The organism is uncultured Aquimarina sp. (genome assembly GCF_947496855.1).
GTDB lineage: Bacteria > Bacteroidota > Bacteroidia > Flavobacteriales > Flavobacteriaceae > Aquimarina.
In genome coordinates, this window is sequence record NZ_CANMED010000004.1 from 233,915 (window position 1) to 247,142 (window position 13,228).

The window sequence follows — 13,228 nt, forward strand, 5'->3', positions numbered from 1 at the left end:
TCTAGAGCTCAATGTAAATAATATCTTCTTTAATTCGTACTTGTTAAATTTACGGAAAATTGTACGGATCATATAATTATTAACCACAGTCATATTGTTGTTATTTATTCTTTAAACCGGAATTAAAAAGAAGAAGCCTCCGTATGGAGATTGGAGGCTTCTATGTAGAAGTGAAGGTATGGGGAAACTCTTCACTTCTTAATTTGAATCAATTAATTCTTGCAGTGTTTTTTTAACATACTTTGAGTTGATAATGTAATATGTACTTTAAAAAGGCAGCCGAAAACACCTAATAAATCTCCGACTGCCAGTCATCAACCAAACTCTATCATGAAAAAACAACTTACTTATTCAATTCTTTGACTACCTTTTTAGAAAAATCTAGCGATACCATTCCGAGGGTTTGTGGATCATCAATCTCAGTTGTAATTACTGATAACAATTGTTTCTCTTTTGGTTGTGTAAGATCATATACTACAGTTTCCAGCGTATATTTTTTAACATTCTCTGTTAGTACTGTCACTGGATCAGAGTCTACATATATTGTTCCATAGTATCTATAAAATCCTCTATAATATCCTAAACCGTAATATGACGGGTATACTGTATAAAAAGAATTGTTTTTACTAGTCGTTTTAGTATACTCTTCACTATGTTTTAGTATGGTTACTATTACTATGTCTATCCCATTTTTTTTAAGCTTATCTTTTATTTCCATCGTTTCGGATTTGCTTAATTCTTTGGTTGGAGATGAGTTTGGAAAAACAATATAGCTTTCAATAGATTGATATCCTTTTTTGTTTAAGTTTTCGACTAAATCTTTTTCAAAACGTACTCTAGCGGTTTGATCATCTGTCTTACTTACCACCATCACTTTTTTACCTTTTATTTCTGGGACCTCAAGGTTTCTCCAAGAATCTGTTATCCTTACGGATGAACAGCTTGATAAGAGTATCAACACTATCAATGTTCCTGTTATTTTATTAATAGTTTTCATAATTCTCAATTTTTTAGATGAATAAAAAAACTTCTTCTTGCTTATCTAAAGACTGAAATTCTTTTTGACTTTTGTATCTCTTGTTTCTTACTATATCACTCCCTATTTTTTGGAAGAGTGTATATAATATTGATTGTATTGTTTTCATCACATTATCTTTTAGTATTAATTTTCATGTAATTTACCTTCTAATAGCTTCGCCAGCTCCTGATCCCCATTGTTCTAATTCTTTTAAGTAATGGTCAATTAGAGTCCTGATTTTTTTAAGAGACCATATTGAAAGCTCAATGATTCTTTTATTACGTTTTGAACTGTTTTCTGAATATTCTCTTTTGTGATCATATACTATTCTTAAAGGTTTCGTTTCCATATCCTTTCTACTTTTAGTGCTATACTTATCTTTGTTTTCTAGTACAAATGTAGCTCGGTATGGGCTGCTAATTATTGAGTTTTCGAGTGAAACAACCAAAAGCGAAAGTGAAGCTTCCCGACTTTATACTGAAGTGTTTTTTGTTTGGACAAAAGAGAAAATGTCAGCATAGCCTATGCTACGATTACATTTTATTTTGAAGCATCAATGAAAAAGAACAGATTTTAGTGGGTAATAGTAAGTCAGAAACGGTATTAGATATGAAGGAATATAATTGTCAAGAAAAAACACATTTCTTTACGCTCTTTTTTTTACATTTATGTTTTCACAAATCATTTAAACTTCATCTACATGAAAAAAATAATAGTCCCTATAGATTTCTCTAAATACTCTGAGTATGCACTGGAAACTTCGGCTGCTTTAGCAAAAAAACATAATGCACAAATCATCGTTATTCATATGTTAGAATTATCAGAAGCGGTTTTGTCGGTATCTGGCACTGAAACACAGAATGAAACGCTATTTATGCTAAAATTAGCAAGTAAGAAGTTTGAAGAATTTTTGCAAAAGGATTATTTAGAAGGTATAGAAATTGAAACAATAATTAAGCACCATAAAGTATTTGATGAACTTGATCAAGTAGCCAAAGATATTGGAGCAGATCTTATTGTGATGGGATCTCATGGTCACAGTCGACAAGAAGGTATATTTTCTGGATCTAACACTGCAAAAGTCGTTAGACATAGTAATGTCCCCGTATTGATCGTTAAATCTAAACTTACTAATGTAGATTTTGATAAGGTAGTATATGCTACAGATTTTTCTGAAGAAAGTATTCCTGCGTTCAAAAAAGCACTAGACTTATTATCTAAGATGAACAGTGAAACTACTTTATTGCACGTTAATTTACCATATTCAAATTTCCAAAGCACTACAGAAATAAAAGAACAAGCAAAAAATTTCTTAGAAAAAGCTGATGGAAACCTAAACAGGTTACCTACGATTGAATATATATCGGATTATTCAGTTGAAGCTGGAATTCTAAGTTATGCTAATAATACAAATATGGATATGATTGCTATGTCAACTCACGGTAGAACAGGTTTGGTTCACTTTTTTGGAGGAAGCATATCAGAAGATCTTGTGCATCATGCAACCTTACCAGTTTTAGCTTTTAAAATGTAAAAAAAATCAGACTATGATTATAAGATAAAGTTTCTCTATATTCACAAGAGCGAAGCACTTTATGTTCTTATCAAAAATTACCGGACTGAAATCATCGTACTAGTACATTATCAAGTCTGGTAATTTATTTATAGGGATTTAAAAACCTCTAACAAGGTCTCTCTCTGCACCTAATTCTTAATGGATTACTTTTAGGCAAGATATTTCTACCATTTTGCCCACCATACAAATTCCCGCCATAGCTTCAGCTTCTTTATACACGATGGATATCCTTGGCTCATTTTTCTTGTCAATTTCGAAATCAAACAGATTAACTGGTTGTAATTTTTCACCAGTATCTAACTGAATTACCCAAGAGCATCCATCCAATCCTAACATATTTACCAAAGTACCATTTACTCCCTTAGAACAAGCTTGTTTTTCTGAACAAGATGTTATTAAAAAAACACCAAATACCGCACTTATAATATATCTTTTTATATCTCTCATTATTGTAGTTTTTTACAAATTAAACATATGTTTTAAAATGAAGAATTATTCCTAAGAACACTTCAATCTATTTTTTTAAACACCATTAAGGCTTTATTTTCAGTATCAAGTAAAGACAAGGTGAGGTTTTCTATTTTATAATATCTAATTTCTCTGAGCAAGTTTTGATATTGCACTGAGGTTTTTGCTTCAATACATTTCATTCTGGTTGCTCCTATAGCATCAAATTCTAAATGTGTATTCGTTAGTCTTTTTAAATTTCCAAAAATTTGATTACAACCATCATTTCCAGTAAATTTATTCTCTCTATGATTAAATTCTAATTGTGGTCGTTTTTGAGCAACATCTTTATAGTCTTCGCCATTAATTTTTGTCATACTCCAAATATCATTTAGAAGAATTTTACTTTGGATAGCTTCATTTCCTTCTAATGATTTATTATTTCCCTGGGTACCTTGGCAGCTATATAGTATAAAAGCAAATACTACATAAATAAGAATACTTTTTGTCATAACTAGATATATATTATTGTGTAAAAGTAGATTAAGTTTATGAAGGAGGCTATGATTTTTCTTCTGAAACAGCAAAAAAGCATAGGTGAAACGTTCTAAATGAAAAGTGAGTATCAGTTGGATATCAAATGATTTATTTGTTTTGAGTATCAGCTATCTCAAGAACTACAGTATGTATATGTCAAGATTATAAAACATAAAACTAGTTTATATTATTTCATTGTAAACATAGGATAGTTCACCTTTATTTTTAGCAACTTGACCAAAGAATACCGTATGGATCTTTTGATTATCCAGTACTTTTAATATAGTCATTAAGAAATATTAGCTAAATCTGGAAATCATGAACCTAATTCGATACCTCCATATTGTTTTTGCTTCTTTAAGCTATGTAGCACAATTGAAAGCGCAACAAACACGACATTATGATAAAGAAGTTTCTTTAACTACAGATAACGATGCTTTGGTTGCTTGGCAAATTTCTGATCGCTATTACACCTTTGGAGTAGGAATACAATACGACTTCAGAACAGAGAGACTATTACGACTTGAAAAACTATTTCCTTCTAAAAGTGATTACTTTTTTGGAACCGAATTACGTTTAGAAGGGTATACTCCTTCTAACAAATCAATAGTCATAGAATCTGATCAACAGAGTGTTTCTAATTTTGACAGACCTTTTGCAGGTATATTATATGGGACACTTGATGCAACATATGTTTTCGAAAAATCCTTTTTTGAAGTTGGTCTTTTGGCAGGGGTTATGGGACCTTTATCCCAAGCTGAAGAGCTTCAGGGATGGTTTCACAATAACATAACAGGAGGATCTACTTTTGATGGGTGGAGATTTCAAATCCCAAATCAATTCATTTTTAACATAAACACTAAAATCGTATATGATTTTACACCTAAAAGCAAATTGTTTGATGTATTTGGGATGGTAGACACACGATTAGGAAATCTATATATTGACATTAGTCCTGCGGTAGGTTTACGTATTGGTAAATTCGGAGAACTATATAAATCAGCTGCTTTTGGTAATAGTATTCTATCTGATAAAAAATTTAAGTATTACTTAAAGTCAACGATTGGTGGTACTATAACAGGGTTTGATGCCACAGCACAAGGTAATTTATTTGATAGGGATTTTGAATTTGCTTTAGATAATATAAGTAATAATCATATAACGCTTACCAATGGAATCTTTCTTTCTTATCATAATATTTCCATTGGCTTCGATCATTTTTTTACATTCGGAAAAGTAATACCTGATACACAACATTTTTATGCAAGATCGATCGTTAGGTTTCGATTTTGATCAAGAGTTTTTATTACATCTATATCAATTTTGAGACGGTAAAATTACCATATCATTGAGTAAGGACGCTACCATTTCGCTGGTAAAAGTTACTGCTGCATTTTGTGAAGAAGATGGGTTAATTAAAGCACTTTGACCTGACCATACCAAAGTATTTTGACCTTCTTGCAATTCTCCTGCAACATCATATAAAACAGCTTCTATTAGATATGATTTTTCATCTTGATAATATCCTGGGGTAGAAATATAACTATATGTTCTGTAATAATATCTGCCAAAACGTCTATATCCTAATGGGACTGCATACGTCTCGCCTGGCGTATACCTTTGTGATTCTTTCGTATTGATCAAACTCATCGTGATGACTCCATCAATATCATTATCCTTTAAAATTTTAATAAATTTTGCGTCTTCACCTTTTTTAGGAGACATCTTTGGTGGAAAAATAGTGATCCCCGTAATTGCATGAATACCATTGTCTTTTAGTAATTGAACAGCATTATTTTCGAAGGCTTTACGCGCTGCCAGATCTTCACTGATACCAACAACTGCAATTTTAGTATATGTACGTCCTTTGTAGTCTTTTGATTTCCAGGTAGAGCCCAATTTTGGTGCGCAGGATGTTACTATTAAAAAGATAGAAGCCGCATAAAGTAAAGTTTTCATATGTGTTTATATTAATTATAATGTAAAAGGTTTTTAACTATTTTTTTTATTTCTTTTTGATGGTAAAAGTTGGTAAAGAAATACTAAATCTTACCGCCAAAACTCGTATAACAACCACTAATGCAATAGTGCTTAGATATGATATATTTTTATCGAATTTTAAGGAGTAAAGAATGATATAACATACTCCACCAGCAAGGGAAGCTAGTGCATAAATTTCTTTTCTGAAAAGTATTGGAATTTTGTTACACAAAATATCACGGATTACTCCTCCGAAACATCCCGTCATAATTCCAAGTACAACACTTACGGCTGGATCCAAACTTGCAGAAATTCCAATTTGCACACCGCTAATTGTAAATATGGCTAGGCCAATGGTGTCGAATATAAAGAGTGATTTCGTTAAAAAATAAATCCTATTTCGAAATACTATAGCCAAAATAACAGAAATGCTAATAAAGTGTACGATATAGAAATGTCCCATCCACCAAACCGGCGTATTCCCAATAAAGACATCTCTTAGAATACCTCCGCCTAAGGCCGTAACGAATGCTACAATAAAGATACCGAAGAGATCCATTTGTCTTTTTATCGCAGCTAATGCACCAGAAATAGCAAAAGCAATCGTACCTAGTATATCAAGAACATCGAAAAAACTCATCCCTTTTTTTTAGTATACTATTATTACTTACTCCTTACCATTTAAAAGGCTTAAAACCAAAACCATATTCTATATAATCTGCAGAACCTCCATCTAGTGTTTTAAGACCAATTTGTGCAAAGAAAGTTTTAGAAATATTATATCGTAATGCAGGTCGCATAAAATATCCACCTTTTCCTTTATCATCGGACACATACGTACCGATCTGAAATTTCATAGCTAATTTCCAGAATGAAAAATCATAACCAGCATGAACTCCTATTAATGTTCTTTCAGAAGCTTCAACATCTCGAAAACGATTATCGTAAAAGAAATCAACACCACCCGTTAAGGTATGTACTTCATTGAATTGATGTTCATAATCAAGCACTCCAGAAAAAGTTCCGAATACTGTATTGGTTCCAATTTCTCTATCGGTTTGTCCGACTCCTCCAGCTACATATAAGCTTATATAATTTCCACCTGTTGTATCTCGAGCAGCGCGTAAAGGTCTTTTAAATCTGGCTGGCAATACATTATTTGTATATGGATCATTATCTTTCTTAAACTGAGCTGCATTATAATTATAGCGCATCCCTAAATTGATACCATACAGATTAAGACCTCTATTAGGTCTAAACGTAGAACCGTTACTAAAATGAGTAAAATCGAATCCATATAACAAATCTAACTCTCTTGTAAACTTATAGGTGAATCCAAGATCAATATTAAAATACACTGCTGCTCTGGCTCCTATAGAAGTGTTTAACTCATTGGTGTCTTCATCAAAAGGATTCAAATTATACGTAATCCCGAGAGAGGGTTCAATACTAAAAACATTTCTCTTATGAGACCCAGATATAGGAAAATTCATAAAACCATAAATAGCATTTGGATTTCCAAAAACATTAGCATCACTCAGAAATCCAACATACGCTCCAATACCATAAGATGGATATCCATATCTGCTAGCCCATCCATTTGGATTGGTTGGTTGCCATCCTAATTTCACGGTTACTCCGCCATAACCATTGTCTAAAATACCACTATTCCCTAAAGCATTATCTGATTTCAGAAAAGCACCAAAATGAGATTTTATCTCTATGAATCTGAACCTATTTTGGGAATTATTTTCAAGGTTATCCGAAGAAGATTGTGAATAGCTAAAAAAACATGTTAGTAAAGCAAGTATTAAATAAAGTTTTTTCATAACTGATATCATCATAAATAAAGTAATAACTACCCAAAAACACCTAATAAAAGTTTAATAATCAAAGCATTAGATAGGTCAATAAAAAAAGCACCAACCAGAGGAACAACAATGAATGCCTTAGGCGATCCCCCAAACTTTTTAGTTACTGCAGTCATATTGGCAATTGCCGTAGGTGTTGCGCCCAAAGCTAATCCAGCATATCCTGCACTCATCACGGCAGCATCATAATCTTTACCCATAATTCTAAAAACAACTACAATTACGAAAACAGAAATCACTAACACCTGTACAATTACAATTAGGAATAGTGGTCCAGCCAAATCAGTCAGTGTCCACAATTGAAGACTCATTAATGACATGGCTAAAAAAAGCCCCAATGATAAATCCGAGGCCATGGCCAGAGGTTTTGATTTTTCAGGTTCCCAATGAAAATTTTTAGAAAATACCGGAATTAGGTTGGTAATGATAATGCCTGCAAACAATGCTGTGACAAAAGACGGGAGTGAGAGCCCTATCCATACGAGCAATTCATTAATTCCTATACCCAACCCTGCTGTTGAGAAAATGAAATAAATCATTTGCAAAACGTTATTATAATTCATTTCTACAGTATCCCCTTTACCATGGCGTACTCCTACCGTAACGGGTTTGCTATCTTTTGGTTTTAGATTGTGTTTTTTTATTAGAAATTTTGCAATGGGACCTCCTATAAAGCCTCCAAGTACTAAGCCAATAGTTGCGCAAGCAATACCCATTTCCATGGCATTTTCAATACCGAAATCGTTTTGAAAAGTAGGAACCCAGGCAATAGTAGTACCATGTCCGCCACTGAAAGAAACAGAGCCGCCTAAAATCCCTGTCACACTTGACATACCAGTAATATAAGCAATACCAATACCATTAAGGTTTTGGATAAAAAGATATCCTACCGCTACTACTAAAAGTAGGGCTAACGATTTACCTCCTTTTAATAGTGTTTTTAATCTTGAAGAAAGCCCTATTGTTATGAAAAAGATGATGAGAAGTGCATCCCTTAATTCAAGAGCAAAGTTTACCTCTATACCCGTAATAGTATAAAGAATACCGAAAAATATAGAGAAAATCACTCCGCCCGTCACAGGTTCAGGAATGTTATATGCTCTAAAAAAGGATATTTTCTTGTTAATATACTTGCCCAGAAACAGGACTAGACAGGCTATAACAATAGTGTCCCTAGGACCTATTTCCATAATCTATTTGGAGTTTATAATTTTATCCATAATCATCAGTTTGTTTACCGTTTTTTCTTATTCAAAACCCAAATCGAATCCCTACACCAAAAATACTTTGACTACGTCTATCACCAATACCATCTTCACTGTAATCTATACTTGCAGCAGCAAAAATATGACTGGATTTTTTAAAGTTATAGCCTACTTCGGTAATTCCGAATTTGGTGTCAAAATCACCTAGATTTTGGTCATCATCTGGTTTTAAATAATTGAAACCTGCAGCAACATGCCATCGTTTATTCGTTGAGAATTTATAACGAGCATAGAACTCAACACCTTTAGCATCATAAAAAATATCTCCTAACCGTTGATGCTGTTTTAAAATAGCATACGAAGCTGCTACTGTAAATCTATCTATTTCATAGGATACGGAAGCTACAAAAGCCTCATCTCCATCCTTAGCTTGATTTGGTAATGGATCTTCAACTCCATCATTCACTTTATTATAACCGACTCCTATACCAAGTCCTCCTATTTTATAATTAGCTCCAAATCCATAGGTATCAATACTTTCACTATTCTCTGAGATATTTCTTGCTTCTGCTTGAGCTCCCAGGCTCAATCCATTCTTTTGGTATTTTAGAACAAAAACCTGATTGGCACGACCTGTCCCAGAAACTCCACCATCAGAGATGTTCCATACACCAATAGCAGCACCTCCAAAGGCTAAGAAGCGATCTATTTCAATAGCTCCCATTGTATAATACACTGAGTTTTGTTTCCCGAATGTAAATTCAAAATCTTGATAAGAAACTCCAACAAATCCTAATCGAGTAAATACTGCATCACCAACTTGTGCAATCCCTGCTCCAGGATCTACCGCAAACTCTACCGTATCATCTCTAGAAACAAGGTTTAGACCAAACTCAACTCCGCCAATAATATTAAAATTTTCAGCTTCGTTATTAGACAAAGCGTGTTTAAAATTTAATCCTATACGTGGTGCATTATTGGAGATTCCTATTTCACCTTCTTCTGCAAAACCGGCTCCAATTCGTATACTCCCATAAGGTGTAACCCGAGAGGTAATTTCATCTATCCAATTTGAATCTTTTTTTTCGTTTTCTGAAGTCCTTGTTTCTTCAGCATTAGTGGCTTGTGCATATATTCCATTCATCAGGAGTAGAGTCATAACAATCACTATAACATTTATTAATGGAAAATTGACATTTTTCATACACTTAAATAATTTAGTCATTCAAAAAACTTATGTTAGCCTAATAATTTAGCTTTAGCATTACGAGCATTCATTTCTGCGATATTCAGTATCGAAATCCCTTCTGGGCATTCTACTTCGCAAGCACCTGTAAAAGTGCAACTACCAAATCCTTCTATTTCCATTTGATACGTCATTTCTTGTACCCGTTTGTGTTCTTCCGCTTTTCCTTGTGGTAACCTATTGAGGTGATTAATTTTTGCAGCAGTAAATAATGCAGCTGAAGAATTTTTACAAGTCGCAACACAAGCTCCACATCCAATACAAGCGGCAGCATCCATAGCATTATCGGATATTTCTTTGGGAATAGGAATGGCATTGGCTTCTGGTGCTGTTCCTGTTTTTGCGGTTATATACGCTCCCTGTTCAATGATTCTATCAAAAGCAGAACGATCTACAATCAGATCTTTAATCACCGAAAAAGAGGCAGCTCTCCAAGGTTCTACGACAATGGTATCTCCATCTTTAAAGCTACGCATATGTAATTGACAGGTAGTCATATTATCGTGTGGTCCGTGTGCACGACCATTGATAAAAACACCACATTGCCCACAAATCCCTTCACGACAATCATATTCGTAAGCAATTACTTTTTCGTTTTTAAGGACCAATAATTCATTTAAATGATCTAGTGCTTCCAGAAAAGACATATCTTCCGTCAATCCATCCACTTCATAGTCTCTAATCGCTCCTTTATCCTCAGGTCCTTCCTGTCTCCATATTTTGAATGTTACTTTCATAATATATCATTTATAACTTCTCACCGAAGGTTTTACAAATTCAAATTCTAGTTCTTCCTTGTGCAACTTAAAATCTCCATCATCATACTCCCAGGCAGATACATAAGAATAGTCTTCATCTACTCTCACTGCTTCACCATCTTCTGTCTGGAATTCTTCTCTAAAATGTGCTCCACAGGATTCGTCACGTTCTAATGCATCTGTACACATTAAAATTCCTAATTCAATAAAGTCAGCTAATCGCAAGGCTTTTTCTAGTTCTGTATTCAGTTCATTACTACTACCGGTAATTTTTACATCTTTCCAGAATTCATCACGTATTGTTTTTATTTGTGCTATAGCATTTTCCAATCCTTTTTTATTGCGGCTCATAGCGCATTCTTGCCACATCACTTTTCCTAATTCTCTATGGAAATGATCTACGGTTTTCGTACCATTGATATTCAAAATTCTATTTATATCAGCTTTTACCGCTTTCTCGGCTTTTTCAAATTCAGGATGATCTGTAGTTGGATGATCTTCTTTTAAAGCACTTGCCAAGTAATTATTTATCGTATTCGGAAGCACAAAATAGCCATCAATACTTGCTTGAAGTAATGAATTTGCTCCCAGTCTATTAGCTCCATGATCAGAGAAATTACATTCGCCTATCGCATACAATCCGGGTATCGTAGTCATTAATTCATAATCTACCCATAATCCTCCCATAGAGAAGTGCGCCGCAGGTGATATTTGCATAGGTTCTCTATAGGCATCAATCCCTGTGATTTTTTTATACATCGTAAAGAGGTTTCCATAGCGATCTTTAATCGTCTGGATTCCGAATTTTTCGATGGCATGTCTAAAATCAAGGTAAACGGCATTCTTTAATCTCCCCACGCCATATCCTGTATCTATTCGCTCTTTTGCGGCTCTCGAGGCTATATCACGAGGTGCTAAATTTCCAAAGCTTGGATATCTTCGTTCTAAATAATAATCTCGTTCATCCTCCGGTATATCGTTTGCTTTTCTTGCATCCTGTTGTTGTTTAGGCACCCAAATACGTCCATCATTACGAAGCGATTCTGACATCAAGGTAAGTTTAGATTGCGCTTCGCTAGATTGTGGCAATGCTGTTGGGTGAATTTGTGTAAAACTGGGAGCTGCAAATAAGGCTCCTTTTTTATGAGCTTTCCATAAGGCACTACCATTACATCCAATAGCCAATGTAGATAATCTGAAAACACGAGAATACCCACCAGTTGCGAGTACTATAGCATCCGCAGCGTAACGCTTAAGTTCGCCTGTTACCAAATCACGAACGATGATTCCTTTTGCTTTTCCGTCAATAACTACCAAATCCAACATCTCACTACGGGGGAACATCTTTACTTTCTTAGCACGTACCATTTTATACAACTGAGAATATGCAGCCATTAATAATTGTTGCCCTGTTTGCCCTCTGGCATAAAAAGTACGCTGTACCTGTACTCCCCCAAAACTACGATTGACTAATACGCCTCCGTATTCTCTGGCAAAGGGAACTCCTTGTTGTACGTAATGATCAATAAGCGGAGCAGAAAGTTCGGCTAATCTATAGGTATTCGCTTCGCGAGATCTAAAATCTCCACCTTTCAAGGTATCATAAAACATTCTCCAAACACTATCTCCATCATGCTGATAATTCTTAGCCGCATTGATGCCTCCTTGTGCTGCTACAGAGTGTGCCCTTCTGGCAGAATCCTGGTAACAGAAGCATTGTACATCGTATCCCAATTCTGCAAGTGTAGCAGCTGCTCCTGCACCCGAAAGTCCTGAACCAACTACAATAACATTTAACTTCTTTTTATTGGCTGGATTGATCAATTGTGATGTAACCTGATAGTTACGCCACTTATCTTCTAGTTTTCCTTCTGGAATTTTTGAATCTAATTTCATCTGTATATTCTATTTGAGGTAAACAATGAATGGAATAATCCCGAAACCAATACCCATAATAAGAGCATAAACCAAAGAGACCTTTGCTATAATCTTTAATCCTTTTTTATGATAAAAGCCTAAGGTTTTGAAACCACTTTTAAAACCGTGATACAAGTGAAATGCCAGCGGTACGGATATAATAGTATAAAAGATAACATAATAAATGTTGTGAAAAAGACTATACGTTACTTCATATACATCTTTATTCCCATCTACATCTAATGCTACCGCATCACCAAATCCTAATTTGATACGCGCCCAAAAATTCACTAAATGTATAACGATAAAGATCAAAATAAGCGTTCCTAAAATCCCCATATTTCGAGAAGACCAGCTGCTATTTTCGTTAGCGTGATTCATAACATATTTTTGTGGCTTCGCTTTTCTATTTCTGATAGTAATCAGTAATGCATACACCACATGAAGAATAATAGATAGATATAACAAATACGCTACAATCTTTATCAATGGACTTTCCCTTAAAGTAGTCGAATACGAATTATACATTCCTCTAGCAATGTCTTCGGGTAATAACAGAATGCAGTTTGCAGAAAGATGTACTACCAGGAAAACACATAAGAACAGCCCTGTTCCTGCAACAAGTGTTTTCCTAAAAAATAATGGATTAAGTGCCATAATCTATTTCTGTTAA

The 13,228-nt window shown here is 34.2% G+C and carries 14 protein-coding genes; 2 read left to right on the forward strand and 12 right to left on the reverse strand.

What is annotated here, in order from left to right; all coding sequences use genetic code 11:
- Positions 1–343: 343 nt before the first annotated feature.
- Both Q0921_RS13345 and Q0921_RS13350 read right to left on the reverse strand, forming a co-directional pair.
- Positions 344–997, reverse strand: a complete 654-nt coding sequence (locus tag Q0921_RS13345) for a hypothetical protein (RefSeq protein ID WP_299257630.1) — start codon at positions 995–997, stop codon at positions 344–346.
- 181 nt (positions 998–1,178) lie between these two features.
- Positions 1,179–1,367, reverse strand: coding sequence for a hypothetical protein (locus Q0921_RS13350; RefSeq protein WP_298539083.1), 189 nt, complete (start codon positions 1,365–1,367; stop codon positions 1,179–1,181).
- 351 nt (positions 1,368–1,718) lie between these two features.
- On the opposite strand from Q0921_RS13350, the gene Q0921_RS13355 reads away from it, so the two are divergent.
- Positions 1,719–2,552 carry a universal stress protein gene (locus Q0921_RS13355; RefSeq protein ID WP_299257632.1) on the forward strand — a complete coding sequence of 278 codons (834 nt, stop codon included), beginning with the start codon at positions 1,719–1,721 and terminating at the stop codon, positions 2,550–2,552.
- A 177-nt stretch (positions 2,553–2,729) separates the two neighbouring features.
- Here Q0921_RS13355 and Q0921_RS13360 read toward each other — a convergent pair whose 3' ends face one another.
- Together Q0921_RS13360 and Q0921_RS13365 are read right to left on the reverse strand one after the other, a co-directional pair.
- Positions 2,730–3,041 carry a hypothetical protein gene (locus Q0921_RS13360; RefSeq protein WP_298539087.1) on the reverse strand — a complete coding sequence of 104 codons (312 nt, stop codon included), beginning with the start codon at positions 3,039–3,041 and terminating at the stop codon, positions 2,730–2,732.
- Positions 3,042–3,103: 62 nt separating this feature from the next.
- A complete protein-coding gene (locus Q0921_RS13365; RefSeq protein WP_298539089.1) occupies positions 3,104–3,553 on the reverse strand; it encodes an META domain-containing protein in 450 nt (149 codons plus the stop codon).
- Positions 3,554–3,896: 343 nt separating this feature from the next.
- On the opposite strand from Q0921_RS13365, the gene Q0921_RS13370 reads away from it, so the two are divergent.
- A complete protein-coding gene (locus tag Q0921_RS13370; protein ID WP_298539091.1) occupies positions 3,897–4,871 on the forward strand; it encodes a lipid A-modifier LpxR family protein in 975 nt (324 codons plus the stop codon).
- A gap of 24 nt (positions 4,872–4,895) precedes the next feature.
- Here Q0921_RS13370 and Q0921_RS13375 read toward each other — a convergent pair whose 3' ends face one another.
- The 8 genes from Q0921_RS13375 to Q0921_RS13410 all read right to left on the reverse strand — a co-directional run bounded on the left by Q0921_RS13375 (position 4,896) and on the right by Q0921_RS13410 (position 13,212).
- The gene (locus tag Q0921_RS13375) at positions 4,896–5,537 is read right to left on the reverse strand and encodes a hypothetical protein (protein ID WP_298539093.1); all 642 of its coding nucleotides are present in this window, start codon (positions 5,535–5,537) and stop codon (positions 4,896–4,898) included.
- Between the two features lie 46 nt (positions 5,538–5,583).
- Positions 5,584–6,198 (reverse strand): trimeric intracellular cation channel family protein, encoded by a 615-nt coding sequence (locus Q0921_RS13380; protein WP_298539095.1) that lies wholly within the window; start codon positions 6,196–6,198, stop codon positions 5,584–5,586.
- Between the two features lie 34 nt (positions 6,199–6,232).
- Entirely contained in the window at positions 6,233–7,387 is a 1,155-nt protein-coding gene (locus Q0921_RS13385; RefSeq protein ID WP_299257635.1) for an acyloxyacyl hydrolase, read from the reverse strand.
- A 29-nt stretch (positions 7,388–7,416) separates the two neighbouring features.
- Positions 7,417–8,619, reverse strand: coding sequence for a sodium/glutamate symporter (gene gltS / locus Q0921_RS13390; protein WP_299257637.1), 1,203 nt, complete (start codon positions 8,617–8,619; stop codon positions 7,417–7,419).
- Positions 8,620–8,680: 61 nt separating this feature from the next.
- Entirely contained in the window at positions 8,681–9,838 is a 1,158-nt protein-coding gene (locus Q0921_RS13395; protein WP_299257639.1) for a porin, read from the reverse strand.
- Positions 9,839–9,873: 35 nt separating this feature from the next.
- Complete coding sequence (locus Q0921_RS13400; RefSeq protein ID WP_299187845.1) at positions 9,874–10,617, reverse strand: succinate dehydrogenase/fumarate reductase iron-sulfur subunit; 744 nt, start codon at positions 10,615–10,617, stop codon at positions 9,874–9,876.
- A 6-nt stretch (positions 10,618–10,623) separates the two neighbouring features.
- Positions 10,624–12,534: a fumarate reductase/succinate dehydrogenase flavoprotein subunit gene (locus Q0921_RS13405; RefSeq protein WP_299257641.1), complete on the reverse strand. Its 1,911-nt coding sequence runs from the start codon at positions 12,532–12,534 to the stop codon at positions 10,624–10,626.
- Between the two features lie 9 nt (positions 12,535–12,543).
- On the reverse strand, positions 12,544–13,212 hold the full coding sequence (locus Q0921_RS13410) for a succinate dehydrogenase cytochrome b subunit (RefSeq protein ID WP_298539111.1): 669 nt from the start codon (positions 13,210–13,212) through the stop codon (positions 12,544–12,546).
- Between the last annotated feature and the right edge of the window lie 16 nt (positions 13,213–13,228).